Source organism: Bradyrhizobium sp. 76, from assembly GCF_023073025.1.
Lineage (GTDB): Bacteria > Pseudomonadota > Alphaproteobacteria > Rhizobiales > Xanthobacteraceae > Bradyrhizobium.
The window spans coordinates 18,826-43,565 of record NZ_JADPIS010000090.1 but is presented as its reverse complement, the minus strand read 5'-3'; the positions used below and the strand labels follow the sequence as shown (position 1 = coordinate 43,565).

Here is a 24,740-nt window from a genome sequence, read left to right as displayed (position 1 = left end):
CCGTCGTTCCGGCCAATGCGGCCGGGACGGCGGGTTAAAGCGCGACTGACCGCGCCCGGAACAATTGGCTACTTCGGTGTCTGCAGTACGACCCCGTAGCGGCCGTATATCCGATCGATCGTGCCGTCGCTTCGCAGCCGTTCAACCGCTCCATCGATGGTGTCGCGCAATGCATCATCCGGACGGACCATGCCGATCGCGACGTTCCAGTTGAGATCGGCTATGGACTCGTCGCGATCCAGGATGCGAAATGCCTTGTCCGGATGCGTCAGATTGAAATAACTCGCCGCGGTGGGGGTGACCGCCGCGGCATCGATCTCATGGTTTGACAAGGCATCGAGGCTGTCGCTCTCGAAGCCGAAAGTCGACGTCGGGACGTGCCGTTGACTGATGATCATGGCCGCGACGGATCCGACCTGCACCCCGACCTTGGTATGCTCGTTGAGGCTCTGGAACGAGGCCAGCGCGCTGGATGAGGGGACGGCGAGCGCGACGCCCGTGCGGTAATACGGTTTTGAGAGTCTCAAGCGGGTTTCACCCTGCGCTTCGCGGTTGGCGATGACGTCCAGAACGATGTCGCATCCGGCGCTCCGCATCTGGTACTGGGTGATGATCCAGTCGAGACGCAGCGAGACGCCGAGCTCGTGTGCCAGCGCCTCGCCCAATTCGATCTGAAAGCCGGGTGGATCGGCCGCCTTGCTTGCGAACGGAAGCGAGTTCGGATGGGCGCATAATCCGAGCACACCGGACGCGCGGATCGCGTCCAGGGTCCGCCCCTGCGCAGGATTCAGCAATCCGATCGCGGCGCCGACCACAAGCGGAAGAACTGCCTTCATTCCGCGTTCTCGTATCGACATCGGCTGGTCATTCAGCCCTCGCGCGGCTTCAGGGCGCGGATATATTTGACGATCTGGTCGATCTGCGCGTCGGTGAAGGCCCCGCCGAATGCCGGCATCGCACCAGACTTGCCGTTCTTGATGCGGCTGTGCAGATAGTCATCGTCGCGCGGCGAATTCATCAGTTGCGGTCCCTTGCCGGCGGCCCGACCGCCGGCAGAGTGACAAAAGCCGCAAGTCCCTGCGAATAACTGCTCGACGTCGAGCGTCCCGTTGTCGGGTACGGGAGTGGCAGACTGCGCCTGAACCAGTGCGGCATACAGCGACGAGGCGCCCAGCACCGCCGATAGCAGCGCGGTGATCTTCTTGAAATGCAAGTTCAAGGTATCCAGCTCCATATCCTGAAGCGCCACGTCCCGAAGCACGAGTCCTGAAGCACGAGTCCTGAAGCACGAGTCCTGAAGCACACCGGGAAATTCCAATGCACGGGAAGCAAGCTTGCGCCTGCTCCCCGGCAATCTGCGATGATCTATTTCAAGCTGAAGACGACAAGCGCCCCGTCATCACGCGGCATGCTCTTGTAGGCGCCGCCGAAGTTTGGCGCGTATTCGTCCGCCAGCATGCCGCCAAAGCCAGCGACTACGGCAATGTATTGCTTGCCATTGACGGAATAGCTGACGATGCCGCCCTGGTGGCCGGTGCCGTTGTTGTGACTCCACAGCTCAGCCCCGGTTTCGGCATCGTAGGCATGAAGGATGCCGCGGGAGTCGGGCACGAATACGAGATTGCCCGCAGTTGACAGCACGCTTCCGAGCGGCGGCTCGGGATAGCGAACCTCCCACTTCTTGGCGCCGGTGATGGGGTCGCGCGCGTCGAGATGTCCATAAATCTCTCCGCCCGGAGGAGGTACCATCTTGAAATCGGCGCCGATGTTGAGCTGGACCTGGGGCGCTGTGACCGGCGTCGTCTTCTGGACGTCGAGCGTCATGCACCATTCCTGGCCGATTTTGTAGTACAGGCCGGTCTTCGGGTTGTAGGAGCCGGCGTTCCAGCTGACGCCGCCGCCAATGAAGGGGCACAGCGGCGGTTCGGTGACCTTCCCGGCGCTGAAGTCGCGACGGCCGATCAAGGCACCCGTCTTGGGATCGATATCCTTGACGAAATTGATGTTCTCAACGAGCCGCCAGACGTTCTTCACGGCGAGATTGCGGTCATAGACGAAGACGAAACCGCCCTTGTTCGGGTGAACCACGAACTTCTGACCGTCGCGTTCGAGCATCACAAACTCGCCGACCGCGCTGTCGAAGTCCCAGGCGTCGTGCGGCAATTCCTGATGATGGAATTTCAGCCTGCCGGTATCGACGTCGAGACCGATCACCGAACTCGTGTAGAGATTGTCGCCGGGACGCGCGCCTTGCGTCTTGTAATCGGCGCCCGACCAATCGTAGAGCGGCGCCGGGTTTGCGGTGCCCCACAGGATTGTGTTGGTCTCGGAATCGTAAGTGCCCGGCATCCAGCCGCCACCCCCGCCGGTGCGCCAGGAATCGTTTCCCCACGTCTTCATGGCCTCGTCGGTGCCGGCGACGGTCAAGAACTCCCACTTCTTCTTCCCGGTGGTGGCATCCAGGCCGAAGATCGGGCCGCGGCCCGGCCATTCACCGCCTTGCGCTCCGATGATCACCGTACTCTTCGCGTAAAGCGGTGCACCGGTGAAACCGACCGTGAGCTTCTGCGAGTCGATCAACCTGGTTTCCCAGAGGACCTTCCCCGACTTCATATCCAGGCCAAGAACCCTGCCATCCATAGTGCCGACGAAAACCTTGCCCTCGCCGAGCGCTACGCCGCGATTGTAGGGGGAATGGGTCTGACGGGAGATCAGGGCCTCGTCCAGCTCCGGAAAATGAGACCAGATCACCTCGCCTGTCGCGCCGTTGAGCGCAAAAACCCGGCTGTAAGAACCCGAGTAATAGAGCACGCCATCCGCCGCGAGGGGCATCGATTGCAGGCCGCGGGTCGAGCGTCCTGGAATATGGGTCCAGGCAACGTTCAGATTGCCGACGTTGTTTGCGTTGATCTGCGCCAGCGGGCTGTAGTGATAGGATTTGTATGAACCGTGATAGGTCAGCCAATCGTTCTGACCGCCGTTCTCGATCCGCGCAGTATCCACGGACTGGGCCAAGGCCGACGACACCATCAGCGTCGCGCCGGCAATAAGAGGTAGACCAGACTTACACCAACGCTTCCTCATCCGTTCCTCCCGCTTTTATGGCTGTTTAACTTGCGTCTCACAGACGCCACCGCGAGGGATGCTGCAGTCCGCTCTCTGTCGGCCTTCTCCATCGCATACGAGCCGCCGACGGCTCTCTATCTCTCTCGGCGGACATCGCCAAAAGGTGCTACGTCTCTGGACTGGTTGCAGTTGCGCTTATCCTCGCTGCAGCAGCGTACGCCGGATGACGAGGAGCGCAAAGATGAAACACGCGCACGGCGCGAATTTGACGCGCGGCGCGAATTACAAACGTCAGTTGCGCTGACCGGTTCGTTTGGCCTCGCGGTCTCAGACTGCTGCGGGCGGCGATAGCGCCAAGGCCCGAGGAAGGATTTATCCGTACAGCAGGCGCGGGAGGATCGTGACGATGCCGGGCCAGAGCGTCAGCAGCAGCACGAAGCCGACCATGATGAGCAGGTACGGCATCGTGACGCGCGCGATGTAGCCGAGGCCATCGTCGGTCAGGCCTGGATGACGAACAGGTTGAAGCCGACCGGCGGGGTGATCTGCGCCATCTCGACCGCCAGCACGAGGAAGATGCCGAACCAGACCTCGTCGAAGCCCGCGCCCTTCACGATCGGCAGCACGATCGGCAACGTCATCACGATCATCGAGAAGCCGTCGAGGAAACAGCCGAGGATCAGATAGAAGATAATCAGCACCACGATCAGCATGAAGGGCGATAACCCCAAGCCCTTCACGAAGGCGGCGACGGCCTGCGGGATGCCGAGGAAGGCCGCGGCGTTGCCGAGGATCGAGGCGCCGAGCACGATCAGCGCGATCATCGAGCAGGTCACGACCGAGCCGATCAGCACGTCGCGGATCACCTGCTGTGACATCGAGCCCTGCGCCCAGGCGACCAGCGCCGCGCCGAGCACGCCGACCGCGGCGGCCTCCGACGGCGTAGCCAGCCCGCCATACATCGAGCCGAGCACGCAGGCGATCAGGAACAGCGCCGGCGCGAGATCCTTCAGCGCCGCAAAACGTTCGCGCCACGGCACCTGCGAGAGCTTGGCTTCCGTCTCCGGCACCATGCTCGGGTTGAGGGTCGTGTGCAGCATCACCCACCCCATGAAGGTGGCCGCCAGCAACAGTCCGGGCAGCACGCCGGCGGTGAACAGTTTCAGGATCGAGACGTCGCCGAGCACGCCGTAGATGATCATGATGTTGGACGGCGGGATCAAAAAGCCGAGCGTGCCGGCGCCGGCGAGCGAGCCGATCGCGATGTCGCGGGAATAGCCACGGCGCAGCAGTTCGTTGAGCGACATACGGCCGATCACCTGCGTCGTCGCCGCCGACGAGCCGGAGATCGCCGCGAAGATGGTGCAGCCGATCACGTTCACATGCAGAAGACGACCCGGCAGAAGCCCCGCCCAGGGCGCGAGCCCCTGGAACAGCGAACGCGACAGACGGGTGCGAAACAGCAGCTCGCCCATCAGGATGAACAGCGGCAACGCCAGCAGCTCCTGCGTGGTCAGGATGTTCCAGGCGTATTGCGGCAGCAGCTTGTCGAGCGGGATCGAGCGGAACATCGCCAGCAGCAGCGTCGCAGTGAGCGCAAGCGTCAGGCCGATCCAGACGCCGCAGGCCAGAAGCGCAAACAGGATCGCAAAGAGTGCAACGACTTCGATGGTCATGGAATCCGGTGTCCGCTGGCTGGCGCGTGGGCGATCATTCGACGGGCGAGGCCGTCATGCGGTGATCCTCCAGCGGCAGGCCGAGCACGGCCTGGATCGCGCGCGCCAGGAACTGGAGCGTCAGCAGCAGCATGCCAAAGGTGACGACGGCCTGCGGAAACCACAGCGGGGTGTCGCTCGAGGTCGAAACCTGGCCGCGCACATAGGCGCCGAAGGCGAACTTCGCCATCGACGATGTCAGGAAGGCCATGAAGGCGAAGCCCGCTGCGGCCGACAGGATTTCGATCGCGCGCTGAAACGGAGCGGGGACGTTCTTCAGCAGCAGCACGACACGGATATGGCCGCCGACGCGCAGGGTCATGGCGGCGCCGAAGGTGAAGGACGCCGCCATCAGATAGGAGGAATACTCCCACGCGATCGAGATCGTGGGCGGAAAGAACGGCAGGAAGTTCGAGAGGAAGCGCGTTGCTACCTCGCACAGCATCAGCAGCGTCAGCATCAAGAGGCAACCGCCCCCGATCCACCCGTCCAGCCGGCCGAGACGGTCGATGCCGTCAAGCAGGATGCGCAGCGGCGCTGGCGCCGCCGCGTTGAGACTTTGGGACGACGCAGGCAAAACATCCGCCACTGCAAGTCCTCAGCGCTTCATTTCGGCGAGATAGGCCCGCACCGGCTTGTCGGCCGCCGGTACGCGCTTGACGAAAGCGTCGAGCTGCGGCGCGGTCTTGGCGCGAATGTCCGTGATCATGGCCTCCGAGACCGGCACCACCTCCATGCCGCCTTCCTTGAGCCGGTTGAGGCTGTCGACGTCCGCCTTGAGGGAGTTCGCCCAGAAGCCCGGCTCCATCTTGGCGGCAATGCCGGCGACAAGCTGTTGCTGATCGGCGCTCAGTGCCTTCCAGGAATCGAGATTGACGGTGAGCATCTGCGACGACCAGACGTGGTTGGTCGGGTAGATGTATTTCAGGAATTCCCAGAATTTACCGTCGACACCCGACACCGCCGAGGTGGAGACACCGGAGACCGCGCCGGAGGCCAACGCGGGGATGGTCTCGCCCCAGGGAATCATCACCGGCGCCATGCCGACCACGGCCAGCATGTCGACGGCGTTCTTGTCGGGCACGCGGATCTTGATGTTCTTCAAGCCGTCGACATCGGCGACCTTGACCTTGAGATGCAGATATTGCGTCGGCCAGGGCACGATGTAGAGGATCTTCTGGTTGTTGCGCGCGGCGACCTTCTCGTATTCGGGCCGCACATATTTGTGCAGCACCTTCAATTCGTCCATCGAGCCGCAGAGAAAGGGAATGCTCTCGACGCCCATGAAGGGCTCGTCGCCGACCTGCTGAATATTGAGGACGTCGGCGAGCGGCACCAGGCCGTCGCGCACGGCGCGCAGATGCTCGGGGCCCTTGAAGCCGAGCTGTCCACCGGCCTTCACGGTGATCGCGACCGAGCCGCCGCTCTGCTTCTTCACCTCTTCCGCGAAGGCAAACGCGTTCTGAGTGTGAAAATTGCCGTCGGGCCATACCGTCGACATGTCCCAGCTCACCGTCGCAGCTCGCGCGCGGGTCGAGATGTGGCCGGCGGCGAGCAGCGTCGCTGCGCCCGCGGTAAAATTCCGTCGCGTGATCATTGAGCCCCTCCGTTTGCTACGCGCACGACGCCTGCGGCGTCATCGCGTATGCCCATAAACTGCAAGCGCGTTGTCGGCAGACACGAGTCCGCTTTCGATATCGTCGTTGACGGCTGTCGGCGCGCGCTCCCGGGGATCGCCGATGCCGGCGCCGCCTGGCGTCAGCACCACCAGCCGGTCGTCCGGCGGCACCTGCTGAAAGCCTTTTCCACGCAGCTTCTTGCCGGACTTCAGGCCGACATAGCCGGCCTCACCGTTCTTGCCGCCATCGCGACCACGTGGCGGATGATCGATGCGGTCGAACGCCGCCAGGATGTCGAACGGCGCATCGACGCCGCTGCCGACCTCGATGATCTGGCCGAGGCCGCCGCGGGTGCGCCCCGCCCCTCCGGAATCCGGACGCAGCTCCTTGCGCCAGAAGATCAGCGGCGTCTGCGTCTCGGCGATTTCGACCGGCGTGCCCCGCACCCCGCTGGGATAGGCGGTCGCCGACAGCCCGTCCTTCGCGAAGCGCGCGCCGGTGCCGCCATTGGAGGTCACCGCCATCGAGAATCCGTAATTGCCGCCGGCGCCCGAGCGAGTCTGTCCGCGCACATTGAGATTCCACAGGCACGATGTGCCTTCGGCGGGCACGCGCTCGGGAATGATCTGGCGCAGGCAGCCGAACACGACGTCGGGCAGCATCTGGCCGATGATGTGACGCGAGGCGACCGGCGCCGGCTTCGGCGCATTGAGGATCGCGCCCGGGGGAGCCGACACCGTCAGCGGCGAGAGCGAGCCGGCATTGTTCGGGATCTGCGAGGCGACGACGCAGCCAAGACCGAACACCGTGTAGGCGATGGTGTACGACAGAGGCACGTTGATGCCGAATCGGGACGCGGCCGAGGTGCCGTCGAAATCGACGTGGATGCCTTCGTCCGAGATCGTCAGCGTCGCCTCAAGCGAGACCGGCGCGTCATAGCCGTCGACCACCATGGTGTTGCGCCAGGTGCCCTTCGGCAGCTTGGCGATCTCGGCCAGCACGGCCTCGCGCGAGCGGTCGCAAATGTAGTCGCCGAGCGCATCGAGCGTGTCGATGCCGAACTCGGTCATCATCTCGACCAGGCGCTCGCAGCCGACGTCGTTGCAGCCGGCGAGCGAGTAGGTATCGCCCTCGGTGTCGATCGGCAGCCGCGTGTTGGTGCGGATCATCGCCATCAGCGTCTCGTTGACGACACCCTGGTCGATCAGCTTCAGCATGGGGATATAGAGCCCTTCCATGAACACGTCGGTGGCGTCGGGCCCGAAGCCGATGCCGCCGATGTCCATGAGATGGCTGGTGCAGGAAAACAGCGCGACCGGCTTGCCGTCCTTGAAGCAGGGTGTAGTGACGACGAAATCGTTGAGATGCCCGGTGCCCATCCAGGGATCGTTGGTGATGTAGGCGTCGCCCTCCTTCATCGTCTCGATCGGAAAGTGGGCGATGAAGTGCTTGACCGATTCAGCCATCGAATTGACGTGGCCGGGGGTGCCCGTCACCGCCTGCGCCAGCATCCGTCCCTTGAGGTCGAACACGCCGGCCGAGAGGTCGCCGCATTCGCGCACGATCGGGCTGAAGGCGGTGCGGAGCAGCACCTGCGCCTGCTCCTCGACCACGGCGATCAGCCGGTGCCACATGATCTGGAGGTCGATCAGGCTCGCGCCGCTTGCCTTGCTCATGATCAGGCCGCCTTCCGTTCCATGACGATGCTGCCGGCACCGTCGATATGGGCATCAAAACTGTTGGAGACGAACGTCGAGGTCTCGTCCTCGGCGATCACCGCGGGACCCGCAATCGTCGCGCCCGGCGCCATGTCCTCGCGGCGGTAGAGCGGGATCTCGATCACCTCCCCTGCACGACCGTCGAAGAACTTGCGGCTGCCGGTCGCCTTCCCGGCCGGCTTGCGCGTAACGGCCGCGACCGTGGCCGGATTGCGCGCCTCGGTCGTCGCGAGCACCGACCAGCTCAACACCTCGATCGCCGCACCCGGGATGGACCGCTCGAACATCGCCGCATAATCCGCTTCGAACTTCTGGCGCAGGCCGGCCAGATCGGCCGTCGTCAGCCGCCGGTTCGGCAGCTCGACCGTGATCTCATGGCCCTGGCCGACATAGCGCATGAAGGCCGCGCGGCGCTCGCGCACTGGCGCACCGGCCGCACCCGTTTCGACCAGCGCACGCGCTTCGGTCACCATCTCCTGGAGCAGGTCGGAGACCCCCTCGGTGTCGAAATCGTCGAGCCGCACATGACGGCTGCGCACCAGCTCGTAGGCGATCGGAGCCGCAAGGAAGCCCACCGCCGAACCCACGCCGGCATTGGAAGGGACGATCACGCGGGAGACACCGATCTTCTCGGCGACCCGCGCCGCATGCAACGGTGCCGCGCCGCCGAAGGCGATCAGCGTGTGCTGCCCGACAATCTCACCGCGCTCCACCGCATGCACGCGCGCCGCGCTCGCCATATTCTCGCAGACGACCTCGTGCACGGCATAGGCCGCGGTTTCCGCCGACAGGCCGAGCGGCTCGCCGACGCTGCGCAGCAGCGCCTGCTTCGAGAGTTCAGGGTCGAGCTTGATCGTTCCACCCGCGAAATCGTCGGGATCGATCATGCCGAGCGCAACGTCGGCATCCGTCACGGCCGGGCGCAGGCCGCCGCGGCCGTAGCAGGCGGGCCCCGGCTCCGACGAGGCACTCTCGGGGCCGACCGTGACGCGCTTCATCGCGTCGACATGAGCGATCGAGCCGCCGCCGGCGCCGATCTCGACCATCTCGATCACGGGTATCCGCACCGGCAGACCTGAACCTTTCAGGAAGCGTGCAGCGCGATCCACCTCGAACACGCGCGAGGTCTCGGGCTGGTATTTTTCGATCAGACAGATCTTTGCCGTTGTCCCGCCCATGTCGAAGGACAGCACCTTGCTCTCGCCGAGACGCGCCGCGATCTGCGCCGCGAAAATGGCGCCGCCGGCAGGACCGGATTCGACGAGGCGCACCGGAAAGCGCCGCGCCGTCTCGATCGAGGTGACACCGCCGCCGGAGGTGACGAGATAGATCGCGCCGCGGTACTGCTCGACCTGCAAGGCATCGGACATGCGGGCGAGATAACCATCGATCAGCGGTTGCACATAGGCGTTGGCCACCGCAGTCGATGTGCGCTCATATTCGCGGATCTCCGGACACACCGCGGACGATACGGTCACGGAAATACCGGGCATCTCCTCGCTGATGATCGCGGCCGTGCGGCGCTCGTGCTCGGGATTGGCGTAGGAGTGCAGGAAGGCGACCGCGACGCTCTCGACGTTCAGCGCGCGCAATCTTGGCGCGAGCGCACGCACCGCCGCTTCGTCCAGCGGGAGGCGGACGGCACCGTGGGCGTCGATACGCTCCGGCACCGTGAAGCGCAGGGACCGCGGCGCCAGCGGCTTCGGCTTGTCGATAGAGAGGTCATACTGGTCGTAGCGGCTCTCGGTGCCGATATCGAGCACGTCGCGAAAGCCCTCGGTCGCGATTAGCGCCGTCTTGGCGCCGCGACGCTCGATGATGGCGTTGGTCGCCAGCGTCGTGCCGTGAATGAAGACGTCGATGTCGCTGATATGGGCGCGCGCATCGGCGAGAATGAGCCGCATGCCATCGAGCACCGCCTGTTCGGGCCGCTGCGGCGTCGTCAGCAATTTGCGCGTCTTGCGATCCTGCCCCACGTCCAGCACGATGTCGGTGAACGTGCCACCGATATCGACGGCAAGCCGCACCTCGGCTCCCTCAAGCATTCCAAATTCTCCGTGCTGATCGTCAAGACTGAGGACAAAAGCGCAGCAATTTCCATGCCATGGATGACAGGAACATACTGCGTCCAGCTATTCTGCTTGGCACCCATGCAATAGGCAAGGCGTGTTCGCAGCCCGCGCGATCAGAGCAGGAATGCAAGCGCGGCTTCGCAGCGCTCCTCGACCTTCAGCGTAAGGAGATCATCGGCGCGGGTGCGTCCGAGATTGACCGCAGCGATCGGGATTTGCCGTTGCGCGGCAGCCTGCACGAAGCGGAAGCCGGAATACACCATCAGTGACGAGCCGACGATGAGCATGGCGTCGGCCTGCGCCAGATGATCCTGCGCGGTAGCGACCACGTCGCGCGGGACGTTCTCGCCGAAGAACACGACATCGGGCTTGAGGATGCCGCCGCAAGCTTCGCAAGGAGGCACCTTGAACGACGAAAAATCCGCATGCTCCAGGTCCGCATCGCCGTCGGGGGCATCGGCGGCATCGAGCGTCAACCATTCCGCATTGGCGCGGCCGAGCATCTCCTGGAATTCGCTCCGCGGCGTCTTTTGGCCGCAACCCATGCAGCGGACCAGATCGAGCCGGCCGTGCAGGTCGATTACCTGGCGGTGGCCGGCGGACTGATGCAGCCGGTCGACGTTCTGGGTCAGCAGCATTCCGCAACGCCCGCTCGCCTCGAGCCGGGCAAGCGCGTGATGCGCATCGTTCGGCCTCGCCTGGCCGAACCGCCGCCAGCCGATCAGGCTGCGCGCCCAATAGCGCCGACGCGTATGCTCTTCCGACATGAAAGCCTGGAAGTTCACCGGCTGGGTCCGCTTCCAGTTGCCGTGACTGTCGCGATAATCGGGAATGCCCGAATGGGTGCTGCAGCCAGCACCGGTCAGCACGAACAGACGTTCGTGCCGGCCGACGAAATCCTGGAGCGGATGATTTGCCAGCGGATCATTTGCCATGACGCAGATGTAGTCCGCGCAGGCGGGTTTTGCCAGATCACCGCTGTTCGGACCGGTCGAATCCCGCAATCAGCTTCACGAGCTCGCTCTGCCGCGCCGTACCGGTCTTGCGGAAGACGTTGTGGAGGTGTGTCTTGACGGTCGCCTGCGTCAGCCCGAGCAACTCGGCCAGCGCCTTGATCCCGCTCACCCTCATGACGGCGTCGATCAGGCGGACCTCGCTTGCGGCGAGCCTGTAGAGTTTTGCAAGCGCCTCCAGCGGCGGCGGGCTTGCCGGCGAGGCCTTGCGCACGAACACCGCGGCAACCGCGGAATGCAGCGCGCCGGTACGCCGCCGGTCCCCCGAGGTCAACGGCAGCACGTTGGCAAACCAGCGGCCTTGCGAGGTCCCGAGCGGAATCGAGCCGCCGCTGTCTGTCGGCATGTTGCCGTTCTCCGCGGCGACAAGCGCTTCGCGCAACGCGCGCTGAGCGTCGAGGGCAACAGCGAACAACGTTTCGTTTCTTTCCGTGAGCAGCGCAGCCTCGTCCAGCATCGCGCGTCCGGGCGCGTTGGTGAAGGCGAGACGTCCGTTGGGACCAACCAGAAAGACGGCGGCCGTGACGCTGTCAAGCGTCTGGGTCAACACCGCCTGTGTCGCCCTGTTCTGATCGAACAGCCGGCCAATCGAGACCGCGCGCTGGAAGTGCGGCACGATCAGCGCAAACCGGCTGCGGGCGTCAGCGTCGGCGAGACCGTCTTTCTCATGCATCCGGACACTGACGATCGATGAATAGGTTGCGCCCTTCTCCAGATTCGACCCGAGCGCATCGATCATGCCCTGCGGCTTCATCCACTCTTCGTAGAAGCGCGTCGCCACCATCTCCTCGAAGGGGACGAAGTCGGTTGATGCATAGACGAGACCAGCCTCGCAGAAAGTGGCCGCTGGAAAGCACGGGTTCAAGGCGAGATATTTCTCGAGATAGAGCTTTGTGTAGTCCGGCTCCTCATTGAAGAGGTGCAGCACTGCGGTTTGTTCGGTGGCCGCGTCATGCCAGAACAGGGCGCCGGAGGACCCGCCGACAAACAGGCAGGCCTGTTCGAGGGCGCGGGGCCACAAGGCGGGATCGAGCGCGGCGTCGTAAATTAGGCCGATCAGCTCTGAAAGCAGAGCGGCTTCGGATATCACGGCCGGCTCTCCGACATGTCGAACAACAGATTCGGCATCCGCACCTCGTCCCTCATTGAGTCGAGACCAGAGGCTGTTTCGCAGGCGCGCCCGGCTTAGGCGGGGCGGATTGCTTCTGTGAGACGAGCGCCTTGCCAGGCCCAGCTTCAGGAGCGGCGGGCGCCACCGGTGCGGACTGCCCCACCGACAATGATACGCCGAACACACGCCATTGTCCTTCGACCGGCGCGAACATCAGTTCGAAATTCACCTGGGATGGCACCGACGGAAAAAATCCTGCCATGTGCAGGAGCCCGTTCGGCTCGATCTGCGGCAGCAGCGACAATTGCGGATCGATCACGGCAAGGCCGGAGAGATCGAGCTTGTCGCCACGCTGCTTGGCAAATATCTCCGCAAGCTTTGCGGCGGTGTTGATCTGGAAGCCGGGCGCACCGAGATCGCGCAGCACGGTGTAGTTCCCGGTCTTGTTGGCATGGTCGAGCGCAAGCAGCGTCGAGCGGATCAGCATCAGCACGCCGTTGCGGTCGATATTGGCGGGTTTGGCCGCCTGCTGCTGCGACGGCGGCGTCTGGTGGGGCTGCGGCGGCGTCTGCTGCGCAGAGGTCGTCACCGCCCCCAGGATCAAAAGACCGGCAATCGGAAGACCAAGGCCCGCGCTCAACCAACGCAGCGTCATGACGAACGGGTTCTTCCTACCACTGGATCGAGACAGCACCACGTCCACCTGCAACGCTGCGCTCGAGTCCAATGCCGCCGCCGGCATTGGCGATAATAGCATAGCTCTTGCCGTCATAGAGCAGTGCCGTTGCACCGACCGCAAACGCGTTGGCGCCCTCGAAATTGCCGTAGCCGGCCGAGAGCGCGAACTTGCGCCCCTGTTGCAGCGCCGGCATCGAGCCGGCCGCGAGCGCGACCGCGGTCCCGCTGCGGGCTTCGAGCCGGTTGTCCATCACTTGCGACTGCAAGGAGGTCACCTGCGACTGCAGTGAGGCGATGTTCGCCGGATTGAAGCTCGACGTTGCCAGATTGCCGGCCGCGTCGGTCGTCACGAAGGACACCGGTCCACTCTGTGCCGCCAGGCTCGCCGCCGAGGCGACGCCGGCCATGCGATAGGTGTTGCTGGCGGTCCCGATCGCGACCTGGTTGGCAGCAGTTACTGTCGCACCGGAGCCGATGGCGGTGGAGTTCGAGAATCCCGCGGTGGCACCAGAACCGATTGCCGTTGCGCTCGCGGCAGACGCAGTGCTGCCCTGTCCATAGGCCGCCGCGCCGGCAGCGGTAGCGTTGCTGCCCAGCGCCGATTGCGGTGGCATTGGATGCCGACGCAACAGCACCGTTGCCGAATGCGGAACTGCCGGCGGCGGCACTTGCCTTTGCCCCATCGCCAACGGCGGTGTTGCCGAGCGCCGCCGCCGAATCAGCGCCGACGGCAATCGATCCGGTCGAAACTGCACCGGTGCCGATGGCAATCGCATTTGCGCCCGTGCCGGCGGTTGCGCCGTCGCCGATCGCGACAGCGCTCGTCCCGGTGGCGTGGGAGTTGTTGCCGGCCGCGAAGGAATTGCCGCCGCTTGCGGTCACCGCGTTGCCCACCGCGGTCGAGTTGGTGTTGCTGGCGTTAGCGGCGTTCCCGATGGCTGTTGATGAAGCGCCACCCGAGGAACTGCTGAGGCCGATCGCAACCGACCCAAATCCACCCGACGTTGCGCCCGTTCCGAAAAAACTACCGTCGCCGCCCCCGATCGCGACGCTGTAGTTTCCGAGCGAACTGGGACCGTTGCCGGTGCCACCCGAGCCAATTGCCGTACTCCACCTGCCGGCACCGGCCGCCGTGCTATTGGAGTTGGTACCGATGCTGGTGATGCCCTGGTTAACCGTCGATAGACCGGCATTTGTGCCCATCGACACGCCGAAGGAGTTGGCCACCGCGTCATGGCCCACCGCGGTCGCACTGTCGTTAAGCGCAATTGCGTGGTCGCCAAAGGCGGTGGATAGCTGGTCGGCTCGGGTATTATCGCCGACTGCGATCCCGTTGGAGCCGGGAGTCCCTTGGGCCGAGCAGGTGCCCACGAAAGAGCTTCCATTGGAATAGCACTGGGCGGCGGCCGGAGACATTCCGAGGAACAAGGCCATAGCCGTGAGAACCGCCAGGTTGACCAACGCCGTGATCATGCGAGGAGCGTTGCGGTCAATGCGGGGCGACGAGCGGTGCAAGCTACCCCGATCAGTCGCTCCCGGTTGCGGACAACTGATCGGCATCTTGTCGCTCTCCGCTGGTCCAAGCTGCCGCAATCGTGGGACAGGGCCACGGACAGGACATCAACCGTTCGGTTGAGTTCGTCCGCGCGTGCGGCGCCGACAGCCCGCTTTTTTCCGACTGTTGCTGGATTGCATCGCGAAAAGTCTCGACGATGAGCGTCGGCGCCGCAGGCAGACCGCGAGAACTGCAAGGACGCTCGTGATCTTTGCTAGCTCGCCCAGTTGTCCCGGAACTCAGGAAACAGCGTCAGGCCTCCGCAGGCATAGATGGTCTGCCCAGTGATGTAACTGGCATCGTCCGACGCGAGGAAGGCGAACACGGCGGCGATCTCTTCCGGAGTGCCGACGCGGCCCAGCGGAATGTGGCTGCTGACCACTCCGCGCTTTTCCGGATCGCCGGTCCAGGCCGCATTGATCGGCGTGTCGATCGCGCCGGGACCGACCGCATTGACGCGAATGCCACGGCCGGCGAATTCCAGCGCCAGCGTACGCGTCAGATTGGCCATGCCGCCCTTGCTGATGGAATAGGCGAGGTAGCCGGGTTTCGGGATGATCTGGTGCACGCTGGAGCAATTGATGATGCTGCCGCCTCCGCCGCGCGCGACGAAATGGGCGAGCGCCTTCTGGGCGCAGAACACGGCGCCGTTGAGATTGACGTCGATGATGCGGCGGTAGGTCTCGATGTCGAGCGCTTCGCTCGACGATTCCCGCTGGAAGCCGGCATTGTTGACGAGGCAGTCGAGGCGCTTCCAGCGCGCCAGAATCGTCTCGAACATCGCGGCGACCTCTTGCTCATTACCGACGTCGGCCTTGACGATGATGTGATCGAGCCTGCCGTGGCCGCGATCACCCGATGCCGTCCGCGCGAGCGCGAGTGTCTCCTCAGCCCCTTCAGCGTGACCGAAATAGTTGATGGCGACGGTCGCGCCTTCCTGGGCAAGCCGGACGGCGACGGCGCGGCCGATGCCTTGGGAGGCGCCGGTCACCAGCGCGTACTGGCCGACAAGTCGCGAGTGAAACGAGGTCGAGCGATCGGTTTGTGGCATGGGTCCTCTCCGGGATGCCCTGATCAGCGACGGAACCGGCTTTTTGTTCCATCCCTCAGCGCATCGCTGCGATTCATTCGACGCGGCGCGCGAATGGCGAAGTCAGGATCTGGTACAGGATGATGGCGCCAAAGGTTGCGGTGCCGATCCCGCCGATCGTGAAGGCGCCGAATTTGAGCGTGAGGTCGCCGGCGCCTGCGGTGAGCGCGACCGCCACGGTGATCAGGTTTGCCGGACTTGAGAAGTCGACCTTGCTCTCGACCCAGATCCGGCCGGCCATCGCAGCGATCAATCCGAACAGCACGATCGAGAGCCCACCGATGACAGGACCCGGGATCGACAAGATCAGCGCGCCGAATTTCGGCGAGAAGCCGAGCACGATCGACACCACCGCCGCGAAGGCGAACAGCAAGGTCGAATAGACCTTCGTGGCCGCCATGACGCCGATGTTTTCGGCATAGGTGGTAACGCCGGTGCCGCCGCCGCAGGCCGCCACGATGGTCGCGAGGCTGTCGGCGAGCAAGGCGCGGCCGAGATAGTCATCGAGGCTCCGGCCCGTCATGGCGCCGACGGCCTTGATGTGACCGAGGTTCTCGGCGACGAGAATGATCGCAACCGGCGCGATCAGGACGATCGCATCGGTGTGGAAGGTCGGCGTGGTAAAACTCGGCAGGCCGATCCACGGCGCAGCCGCAAGCGGGGTGAAGTTAATCGGCTTGCTGAAGCCGAGGCCGTTCGCGAACAGCAGGTACAAGAGATATCCGCCAATCGCGCCGAGGATGATCGGCAGGCGGCGCCACAGGCCCGGTGCGCCCACGGCAACCACGCCGACGATCAGAACTGTCGCGAGCCCGATTCCTGTGTCGAACGCATTGGCGCTCACCGCCTTGACCGCCACGGGCGCGAGGTTGAGGCCGATCGCGGCGACCGCAGCGCCGGTGACGGCCGGCGGCAACAGCCTCTCGACCCAGCCAACCCCCGACCACATCACGATCAGCGCGATCACGCCGTAGAGGACGCCGGCCCCGACGATGCCGCCAAGCGCAACCGACAGGTTCGGGTTCGGCCCGTGCCCGGCGTAACCGGTGGCGGCGATCACGACCGCGATGAACGCGAAGCTCGAGCCGAGATAGCTCGGCACGCGTCCCGCGACGATGACGAAGAAGATCAGCGTGCCGATGCCGGAAAACAGCACCGCAACATTGGGATCGAACCCCATCAGCAGCGGCGCGATGATCGTCGAGCCCGACATTGCGACGCAATGCTGGAGACCGGACACGACGGTCTGGCCAAGCGGCAGCCGCTCCTCGGGCATGATCACGCCGGAGGACTTCAAAGTCCAAAGCGGGAAATAGCCTTGCGCTCGCTGTTCGGAGCCCGTTGCAATCGGCATGTTCCCCCCAGTTGCGGTGCAGCGACCGATCTTCGTGCGAACAGACAAAAATGTTATTGTCGCTTCTGCGGCGGCCATCACATGATGCAAATCAAACAAGATCAATACGTTCCGGGGCCCATTCTATGACACAGATTGCGATCCAGCCAGCCATCCACCGCCGGCACCAGCCCTGGTACAAGATCCTCTACATCCAGGTGCTGATCGCGATCGCGCTCGGGGTGCTCATCGGCTATTTCTATCCTGATCTCGGCAAGGCCCTGAAGCCGCTCGGCGACGGTTTCATCGCGCTGATCAAGATGATGATCGCGCCGGTGATCTTCTGCACGGTGGTGCACGGCATCTCCTCGATGGGCGACCTCAAGCGCGTTGGCCGGGTCGGGCTGAAGTCGCTGATCTATTTCGAGACGGTCTCGACCGTCGCGCTCGCGATCGGCCTTCTGGTCGGCGAGGTGCTCCAGCCCGGACACGGCTTCAACATCGATCCCGCCACGATCGACCCGAAATCGGTGGCGACCTACGTCACCAAGGCCAAGGAAGAAGGCATCGTCGCCCATCTGCTGGCGATCATCCCCGACAGCTATCTGGGCGCCATCGCACGTGGCGATCTGTTGCAGGTGCTGCTGATCTCGATCCTGTCGGGCTTCGCCATCGCCTTTCTCGGCAAGGCCGGCGAGCCCATTGCCGAGGCGATCGACAAGGCCGCAAAGATGTTCTTCGGCATCATCCGCATCATCGTGCGCGTCGCTCCGATCGGGGCGTTCGGCGCGATGGCGTTCACCGTCGGCGCCTACGGCCTTGGTTCGCTGCTCAACCTCGCCGCCCTGATCGGCACGTTCTATCTCACCAGCATGCTGTTCGTGCTGGTCGTGCTGGGGGCGATCGCAAGGCTCGCCGGCTTCTCGATCCTGCGCTTCATCGCCTACATCAAGGACGAGCTCCTGATCGTGCTCGGCACCTCGTCGTCGGAGACTGTGCTGCCGCAGATGATCCAGAAGATGGAGCATCTCGGCGCCTCGCGCTCGGTGGTCGGCCTCGTCATTCCGACCGGTTACAGCTTCAACCTCGACGGCACCAACATCTACATGACGCTGGCGACGCTGTTCCTGGCGCAGGCGACCAATACCCATCTGACCATCTGGCAGGAGCTCGGCATTCTCGGCATCGCCATGATCACCTCGAAGGGCGCCTCGGGCGTGACCGGGGCGGGCTTCATCACGCTCGCGGCAACACTCTCGATCGTGCCCGACATCCCGATCCAGTCGATCGCGATCCTGGTCGGCATCGACAAGTTCATGAGCGAGTGCCGCGCGCTGACCAATCTGATCGGTAACGGCGTCGCCTGCGTCGTCATCAGCATCTCCGAAGGCGAGCTCGACCGCGACGCGCTGCACGAGGCCATGGCCCATCCGCTGGAGATGGGTGAGGCGCTTGAACCCGGCGGCAGCGCCGCCTCCTAGGCCGGACGCAGGTTTGGCGGCGTCCGGTTCCAACGCGGTAGTTTCCCGGAGTGGTAAATTGGCGCAACGCGAGTCACAACTGCTGCGTTGGGATCACGGATTGATACTCATATTTTTCCACCCGACGCGCTGGGGGCAGGGCGTCGGGTTTTTGTTAATCAACGATGGGCAGCCGATTTAGCCGGCCAGTTCGACCCTGCGCGTGATCCCGATCGCCTGCAAGAACGCCTCGTCATGACTTACGACGAGCAGCGCGCCGTCATAGGCCCTCAGACCTGCTTCCACGGCTTCGATGGATTCAATGTCGAGATGATTGGTCGGCTCGTCGAGGATCAGCAGGGACGGCGGCGTCGCACCGCCCAGCACGCAGGCAAGGCCGGCGCGAAACATCTGCCCGCCGCTCAGGCGTCCGACTATCTGCAAGGCCGCATCGGCACGGAACATGAACCGGGCCAGCGCGGCATGGCATTCATTTGCACCCGCCTTCGGATGGAAGCGCCCAAAATTGTCCAGGATGGAGATCGCGGGATCGAGCAGACTGACCTTCTGATCGAACAGCGCAAGATCCGGCTTGACCCGCACGGTGCCGGAGAGCTGATGCAACTCGCCGGCGACGAGTTTCAGCAGCGTCGTCTTGCCTGAGCCGTTGGGCCCGACGATTGCCACGCGCTCCGGACTGACGATCGCGAGCGATAGATCGCGCAAGACTTCCCTATCCGGCCCATAGCCGGCGCTGACGCGATCGAGCCAAACCACCTCCCTGCCCGTCGGCAGCCGGGTCGAGGGCAATTTCACCGACAGCGGCTGAAGAATCTCGATGCGTCGGCGCGTCGTATCGACGGCCTCGAGCGCATCCGCGCGCCGCCGCTCGGCGATCTGCGCGTTCTTGCCGCCGGTGTCTTCACTACGGTCCTTGCGCGCGCCGGCCAGGATGCGCGGCATGTCGCCCTTGGCGCGCTTCTTCTTGCCCCCGCTGTCTTTGCGCGCTTTCCTCTCCGCGGCCTCCTGCGCTTTCCCGTCGATCTCGGACAGGCGCCTCTGGGCATGCGCGAGGTCGTGCCTGACAGCCGCAAGCGCAAGGGCTTTCTGCTCGCAATAACTGCTCCAATTGCCGCCGTATCGCGCGGCTCCGAGCGACGTCAGCTCGACGATCGCATCCATGGTTTCGAGCAGGCTCCGATCGTGGCTGACGACAATCGCCCCACCGCGCCAGGAGGCAAGGAAATCGATCACCGCCTTGCGTCCCTCCCGATCGAGATTGTTGGTGGGCTCGTCGAGCAGCAGGAAGTCCGGCTCCGCAAAGATCAGCGCGGCGAGACGAACCCGCGTGACCTGCCCGCCCGACAGGCGGTCGAGCTCGATCTCCGGAGCGACGTCGAACCCGACACGCGCAAGGGCGGACGTAAGCCGTGTTTCGAGGGTCCAATCGACCTCGGAAACCTCCTCGGCCGAGGCGTCTCCGCGCTCGGCACGGCGAAGAAGATCGAGCGCGGCTCGCGCACCGAACAGGTCGATCACCTTCGCGCCCGCAAGCGGCTGGACGTTCTGGCGTAGCAGACCAACTGTTCCGTTGATGGCAACGCGCCCCGACGGAGGAATGTGCTCTCGCGAAATCGACGCAAGCAGCGTCGTCTTCCCGACGCCGTTGCGACCGACGAGGCCGGTCCGCTCGGCTCGGAACGTCAGATCGATATTGGAGAAAAGACAGCGGCCGTCAGGTGTGGACAGCGACAGGTTGGACAGGATGATGGAAGCAGGCATGGAATTCCCCGTGAGCAAGGCAGGTCGGCTTTGCGGTCGGGGTAAAATCCATGGCTCTCGAATATCCTGTTTGAGGAGCCCTCTAACTAATCTCATCGAAGGGCGAGATCAAGGCGAGGCTCGCAGGGAGGGCGGCGCGCGGAGCGCTGACGTGCCCCGCTGGCCTGCGCGATCAGCCCTTGAGCGCGGTGACCACGACCTCGATCAGCGCGCTGCCGCCGAGATCGGCGACACCGACGGTGGCGCGGGTCGGCAGATTGTCGCCGAAGAACTCGGTCCAGACCGCGTCCATCTCCTTCTTCTTGGAAAGGTCCGTGACGAAGATCGAGGTGCTCACGACGCGCGACTTGTCGGTACCCGCTTCCTTCAGATAGCCGGCGATCTTGCCGAGGATGTTGCGGGTCTGCTCGCCCATCGACACCGAGGTGTCGTCGGCGATGGTGCCGCCAATGAAGACGAAGCCGTTGGCTTCGACGGCGCGGTGCATGATGGGCGTGCGGATGCTGCGGGTAATGCTCATGATGTCCTCTTTTGCTAGAGCGTGGGGGAATAGAAACGGTCGATGCCGAGTTCGCCGATGCGGGTCTGGGTGCCGCCGTTGACGATCAGCTCCGCCATGACGGCGCCCGCGCCGGGGCCGAGCTGGAAACCGTGCAGCGAGAAACCGAACTGGTGATAGAGGCCCTTGTGCCGGCTGCTCGGTCCAAACACGGGCAGATCGTCCTTGGTCTTGGCCTCGATGCCGGCCCAGGCGCGGACGATCGTCGCGCTGCGCATGACCGGGAACAGCTCGAACACGGTGCGGGCGCTGGTCGCGAGGCTCTTCCAGTCCAGCACCGTCTCGTTTCGATCCTGATAGGGCGTTGCCAGATGGCCGCCGCCGATCAGCACCGTGCCGTTCTTGAATTGCTTGAAGGAGAGCTTGCGGCCGCGCAGGATCACGACTGGATCGGTGAAATGCGGCACGCGCGAGGTGATCATCAGCATCGGCGCCACGGTCTCGACCGGAACGGGCTCACCGAGCGCGGCTGCAATGGTCCCGGCCCAGGCGCCGGCGGCATTGACGAGCACCGGCGCGGCAAAGCTCTCGGCGCCGACATCGACATGCCAGAGACCATCGGTGTGCCGGATGTTCGTGGCGGCAATGCCCTCGCGAACGGTCGCACCGAGCTGCCCGGCCTTGCGCCGGAACGCCGTCGTCGCCTGCGCAGGATTGGCCGCACCGTCGCGGCGCGAGACCACGCCGCCGGGACAGCTCTCGGCGACTGCAGGCACGAGGCGCCGCAACTCGGCCGCATCGATCAGCTCCTCGTGGGTGAAGCCGAGCACGTTGAGCTCGGCCACACGTGCACGGCAGACCGCGAGTTCCTCCTCGTTCTCGGCGACGAGGACCTGGCCATAGCTCTCAAAGCTGCAATCGTCGTCGAGGAGATCGGTGATCTTCTCCCAGATTCCCATCGAGCGGATCGAAAGCGGGATTTCGGGGATGTGCCGCGCCAGCTGGCGCACGCCACCGGCGTTGACGCCGGAGGCGTGGCGGCCAGCATAGTCCTTCTCGATCAGCACCGGTTTCAGGCCGGCGAGACACAGATGCAGCGCAGTCGAGCACCCGTGGATGCCGCCGCCCACGACGATCGCATCCACGTTTTTCGTCATCCGCGCACCACCGCCTTGATGTCGTCTTCGCTCTTCGGAACCGCGGCAAGCTCGGCGAGCGTGATCGGCTTGACCGGCGCGCGCAGCCGGTAATAGCCGATCTCCTGCGGGGTCTTGCCCCGCGCCTGCGCCATCAGCTCGGTGACGGTGAGGCCGCAGAGCCGGCCCTGGCACGGCCCCATGCCGGTGCGGCGATAGGCCTTGAGCTGGTTCGGCCCGGTCGCGCCGATCGCGACGGCGTCGAGAATATCCTTTGCCGTGACCTCCTCGCAGCGACAGACGATGGTGTCGCCTGCGGGAATGCGAAACTGCGGCGCCGGACGGAACAGCGTGTCGAGGAAAACGCGGCCACGTTCGGCCTTGGCGAGATCGGCGCGGAGGCTCGCCATCGGCGCAAGTTTTGTGGCAGCCGCAGGCGCCAACGCCTCCACCGCCGCGCGGGCCGCGATGCGGCCGCGCACCACGGCTGCACTCGCACCGCCGATGCCGGCGCCGTCGCCGGCAATCGCAATGCCGGCGACCGACGAATTGCCGCTGGCATCGAGCACCGGAGACCAGCACAATTGCAGATCATCCCAGCGATGCTCGATTCCGGCCGCCATCGCCAGATTGACGTTGGGCACGACGCCCTGGTGCAGCAACAAGAGATCCGCAAGGACGGTTTCGCGCTTGCCGCCGGCGACATAGCTCACGTTCGCGAGCTGGCCGTCACCAGAGGCCGCAAGCTCGGTGACGCCGGACACGACCTGCACCTTCGCCTTCACCTCGCGCATCATCGACAGGCCCTTGGCGAAATAAGGCGAGGTCAGGAAGGCAAAGGCGTGGGGGAGAGCCGCGAAATAATTGCCGCGCGCGGTGGTGTCGAGAATGCGATCGATGCGACCGCCGAGACGCAAGATCTGCGCGGCGAGCAGCCAGAGCAGCGGCCCCTGCCCTGCAATCACGGTACGGCCATCCGGCACCAGGGCCGATGATTTCAACATCGTTTGCGCGGCGCCCGCGGTCATCACGCCCGGCAGCGTCCAGCCGGGAATGGGGAACGGCCGCTCCAGTGCGCCAGTCGCGAGGATCACGCGCTTGGCCTTTACGAACGCGGACGCGCCGCCGACCGAGACGGCGATGTCGAGGTTGCGGTCAAGGCTCCAGACCGTGGCGCGGTGGATGACCTCGGCGTCGCTCGCGCGTAGCACCCGCACGAGATCGGCGCCCACCCAATAGTCAGCGCCGAGCTGATCGCGCTCGGTCACCGGTGTCGAGGCGATGGCGCGGAACACCTGGCCGCCGGGCCCGATATTCTCGTCTAGCAGCAACGTCGACAGGCCGGCTTCGGCGGACGTCGCAGCAGCGGCGAGGCCGGCAGGCCCGGCCCCTATCACCACGACGTCGTATTCTTCGCGCTTGGGAGCCACAGTCATTTTCCGATCTCCCGCTTGCCCTTCTGAATCTCGATCTGCATGCCCTCGGTGACCGGCACCAGGCAACCCTGTCGGTTGCCGACGCCGTCGATGGTGACGAGGCAATCGAAGCACACGCCCATCATGCAATAGGGCAAGCGCGGCGCGCCGCTCACCGCGGTCGAACGGCGTGCATCGCAGCTCGAGGCCAGCAGCGCCGCGGAGACGGTGTCGCCCTGCCGCGCCGCGACGGCAACGCCGCCGACGAAGATCTGCACCGACGGTCGTTTGTCCTGTTCGGAACGTTTGAACATCCTGGCTCCTTCAATATCCCTAGTAGCCGCTGTTGTTCGCAGCACCGGCGGCGCCAAAACGGCTGGCCGAGAACGCGCCGACCAGCTCCGGCTCGAGCGCGCCCTGCGCAACCATCCGCGCGATCTCGAAAGCGTGGTTGGAGGCGAGCGTCACGCCGGAATGGCAGCAGGCAACGAAAGCGCCGGGATGCGTTTCCGACTGGTCGTAGATCGGAAAGCCGTCCTGCGGCATGACGCGGATGCCGGCCCAGCTCCGGACCACGTTGAGCCGCGCGAGATGCGGAAACATCCGCTGGGCGCGATCGGTCATGACGGCGCTGATCGAGTGCTTCAGCGCGCGATCGTCGAGCTCGTCTTCCTTGCTGTCGCCGATCATCACCGTGCCCTCGTCGGTCTGGCGGATCGTGGTCAGCGGATGCGGCAGGAAGGGCATGGTGCGCTCGGTCACCACGATCTGGCCACGGGTCGGGCCCATCGGGGCGTAGAGACCGACCATCGGCGCCAGCGTCTGGTTGGCATTGCCGGCGGCGAGCACGATCTTGGCGGCACGGAGCTCGCCCTGCGGCGTCGTCAGGCGGAATTCACCGCCGCTCTGGCTGATCGCCGAGACCGGACGCTCCGGAAGATAATCGATGCCCAAGGCCTTGAAGCCGGTGTGGAACGCACGAAATGTGCGCAGCGAATTGACGTGACCGTCAAGCGGACAATAACTGCCGCCGGAGACTTCAGGCCCGATCAGCGGCAGCACCTTCTTCACCTCGGACGCCGGCAGCATCTCCATCATGTAGTCGGCGGCACCTGTCTGGTTATGCATGCGCTTGACCAGCTCGGTGCGCTGGCCGAATTCGTCCTCGCCGAGCGTGAGATGAAAGCCGCCATTCTGCTGAAGCGAGACGTCGAGATCGGTCTGCTGCTTCAACTCCGCGGCGAGCCTGCTCCACGCCTGTGACGCCTGCACCGTCCACACCGTATAGGCAGGCATGCCCAACCCCTTGCTCTGAACCCAGACCAGGGCAAAGTTCGCGCGCGAGGCACGCTTGGTGATGTCGCCTTCGTCGAGCACGGCGACGCGGCTGCCGAGCCGGCCGAGACCCCAGGCGATGGCGGAGCCGAGCAATCCGCCGCCGACGACGGCGACGTCGTAATCTGTTCGCATGGATTCTC

At 64.6% G+C, this 24,740-nt stretch carries 21 protein-coding genes and 1 pseudogene; 2 read left to right on the top strand and 20 right to left on the bottom strand.

Annotated features, from left to right (window positions below; genetic code table 11):
• Positions 1 to 68: 68 nt before the first annotated feature.
• The 12 genes and pseudogenes from IVB48_RS16740 to IVB48_RS16685 all read right to left on the bottom strand — a co-directional run bounded on the left by IVB48_RS16740 (position 69) and on the right by IVB48_RS16685 (position 13,606).
• Positions 69 to 836 carry a transporter substrate-binding domain-containing protein gene (locus tag IVB48_RS16740; protein ID WP_247401000.1) on the bottom strand — a complete coding sequence of 256 codons (768 nt, stop codon included), beginning with the start codon at positions 834 to 836 and terminating at the stop codon, positions 69 to 71.
• A gap of 32 nt (positions 837 to 868) precedes the next feature.
• On the bottom strand, positions 869 to 1,303 hold the full coding sequence (locus IVB48_RS16735; protein WP_247400998.1) for a cytochrome c: 435 nt from the start codon (positions 1,301 to 1,303) through the stop codon (positions 869 to 871).
• A 62-nt stretch (positions 1,304 to 1,365) separates the two neighbouring features.
• Complete coding sequence (locus IVB48_RS16730; RefSeq protein WP_247358244.1) at positions 1,366 to 3,084, bottom strand: PQQ-binding-like beta-propeller repeat protein; 1,719 nt, start codon at positions 3,082 to 3,084, stop codon at positions 1,366 to 1,368.
• A gap of 354 nt (positions 3,085 to 3,438) precedes the next feature.
• A pseudogene (locus tag IVB48_RS16725) lies at positions 3,439 to 4,742 on the bottom strand (TRAP transporter large permease subunit).
• A gap of 34 nt (positions 4,743 to 4,776) precedes the next feature.
• Positions 4,777 to 5,370 carry a TRAP transporter small permease gene (locus tag IVB48_RS16720; RefSeq protein WP_247400996.1) on the bottom strand — a complete coding sequence of 198 codons (594 nt, stop codon included), beginning with the start codon at positions 5,368 to 5,370 and terminating at the stop codon, positions 4,777 to 4,779.
• A gap of 9 nt (positions 5,371 to 5,379) precedes the next feature.
• Positions 5,380 to 6,378, bottom strand: coding sequence for a TRAP transporter substrate-binding protein (locus tag IVB48_RS16715; RefSeq protein ID WP_247400993.1), 999 nt, complete (start codon positions 6,376 to 6,378; stop codon positions 5,380 to 5,382).
• A gap of 39 nt (positions 6,379 to 6,417) precedes the next feature.
• The gene (locus IVB48_RS16710; RefSeq protein ID WP_247400991.1) at positions 6,418 to 8,076 is read right to left on the bottom strand and encodes a hydantoinase B/oxoprolinase family protein; all 1,659 of its coding nucleotides are present in this window, start codon (positions 8,074 to 8,076) and stop codon (positions 6,418 to 6,420) included.
• A gap of 2 nt (positions 8,077 to 8,078) precedes the next feature.
• Complete coding sequence (locus IVB48_RS16705; protein WP_247400990.1) at positions 8,079 to 10,163, bottom strand: hydantoinase/oxoprolinase family protein; 2,085 nt, start codon at positions 10,161 to 10,163, stop codon at positions 8,079 to 8,081.
• A gap of 140 nt (positions 10,164 to 10,303) precedes the next feature.
• The gene (locus IVB48_RS16700) at positions 10,304 to 11,125 is read right to left on the bottom strand and encodes an NAD-dependent protein deacetylase (RefSeq protein ID WP_247400988.1); all 822 of its coding nucleotides are present in this window, start codon (positions 11,123 to 11,125) and stop codon (positions 10,304 to 10,306) included.
• Positions 11,126 to 11,162: 37 nt separating this feature from the next.
• On the bottom strand, positions 11,163 to 12,293 hold the full coding sequence (locus IVB48_RS16695) for a LuxR family transcriptional regulator (RefSeq protein ID WP_247400985.1): 1,131 nt from the start codon (positions 12,291 to 12,293) through the stop codon (positions 11,163 to 11,165).
• 52 nt (positions 12,294 to 12,345) lie between these two features.
• A complete protein-coding gene (locus IVB48_RS16690; protein ID WP_247400983.1) occupies positions 12,346 to 12,969 on the bottom strand; it encodes a hypothetical protein in 624 nt (207 codons plus the stop codon).
• A gap of 16 nt (positions 12,970 to 12,985) precedes the next feature.
• The gene (locus IVB48_RS16685) at positions 12,986 to 13,606 is read right to left on the bottom strand and encodes a YadA-like family protein (protein ID WP_247400981.1); all 621 of its coding nucleotides are present in this window, start codon (positions 13,604 to 13,606) and stop codon (positions 12,986 to 12,988) included.
• Between IVB48_RS16685 and IVB48_RS16680 the strand changes: the two genes are divergently transcribed.
• Positions 13,606 to 14,049: a hypothetical protein gene (locus tag IVB48_RS16680; RefSeq protein ID WP_247400979.1), complete on the top strand. Its 444-nt coding sequence runs from the start codon at positions 13,606 to 13,608 to the stop codon at positions 14,047 to 14,049. The two genes, IVB48_RS16685 and IVB48_RS16680, sit on opposite strands and share 1 nt — an antisense overlap.
• Positions 14,050 to 14,761: 712 nt before the next feature.
• Here the strand turns inward: IVB48_RS16680 and IVB48_RS16675 are convergent.
• On the bottom strand, positions 14,762 to 15,598 hold the full coding sequence (locus IVB48_RS16675) for an SDR family oxidoreductase (protein ID WP_247400977.1): 837 nt from the start codon (positions 15,596 to 15,598) through the stop codon (positions 14,762 to 14,764).
• Between the two features lie 73 nt (positions 15,599 to 15,671).
• Entirely contained in the window at positions 15,672 to 16,991 is a 1,320-nt protein-coding gene (locus IVB48_RS16670) for a solute carrier family 23 protein (protein ID WP_247400975.1), read from the bottom strand.
• 125 nt (positions 16,992 to 17,116) lie between these two features.
• Between IVB48_RS16670 and IVB48_RS16665 the strand changes: the two genes are divergently transcribed.
• Positions 17,117 to 18,451 carry a dicarboxylate/amino acid:cation symporter gene (locus tag IVB48_RS16665; RefSeq protein ID WP_027570306.1) on the top strand — a complete coding sequence of 445 codons (1,335 nt, stop codon included), beginning with the start codon at positions 17,117 to 17,119 and terminating at the stop codon, positions 18,449 to 18,451.
• Positions 18,452 to 18,628: 177 nt separating this feature from the next.
• Here IVB48_RS16665 and IVB48_RS16660 read toward each other — a convergent pair whose 3' ends face one another.
• From IVB48_RS16660 to IVB48_RS16635, 6 genes are all read right to left on the bottom strand, one after another.
• Positions 18,629 to 20,212, bottom strand: coding sequence for an ABC-F family ATP-binding cassette domain-containing protein (locus tag IVB48_RS16660; protein WP_247400973.1), 1,584 nt, complete (start codon positions 20,210 to 20,212; stop codon positions 18,629 to 18,631).
• Positions 20,213 to 20,384: 172 nt separating this feature from the next.
• The gene (locus IVB48_RS16655) at positions 20,385 to 20,732 is read right to left on the bottom strand and encodes a RidA family protein (protein WP_007596366.1); all 348 of its coding nucleotides are present in this window, start codon (positions 20,730 to 20,732) and stop codon (positions 20,385 to 20,387) included.
• A gap of 14 nt (positions 20,733 to 20,746) precedes the next feature.
• A complete protein-coding gene (locus tag IVB48_RS16650; protein WP_247400971.1) occupies positions 20,747 to 21,868 on the bottom strand; it encodes an FAD-dependent oxidoreductase in 1,122 nt (373 codons plus the stop codon).
• Positions 21,865 to 23,283, bottom strand: a complete 1,419-nt coding sequence (locus tag IVB48_RS16645) for a (2Fe-2S)-binding protein (RefSeq protein WP_247400969.1) — start codon at positions 23,281 to 23,283, stop codon at positions 21,865 to 21,867. Before IVB48_RS16645 ends, IVB48_RS16650 begins: the two co-directional genes overlap by 4 nt.
• On the bottom strand, positions 23,280 to 23,576 hold the full coding sequence (locus IVB48_RS16640; protein ID WP_247400967.1) for a (2Fe-2S)-binding protein: 297 nt from the start codon (positions 23,574 to 23,576) through the stop codon (positions 23,280 to 23,282). The genes IVB48_RS16645 and IVB48_RS16640 overlap by 4 nt, the downstream gene beginning before the upstream one ends.
• A 19-nt stretch (positions 23,577 to 23,595) precedes the next feature.
• The gene (locus IVB48_RS16635; protein WP_247400965.1) at positions 23,596 to 24,732 is read right to left on the bottom strand and encodes an FAD-dependent oxidoreductase; all 1,137 of its coding nucleotides are present in this window, start codon (positions 24,730 to 24,732) and stop codon (positions 23,596 to 23,598) included.
• Positions 24,733 to 24,740: the final 8 nt, after the last annotated feature.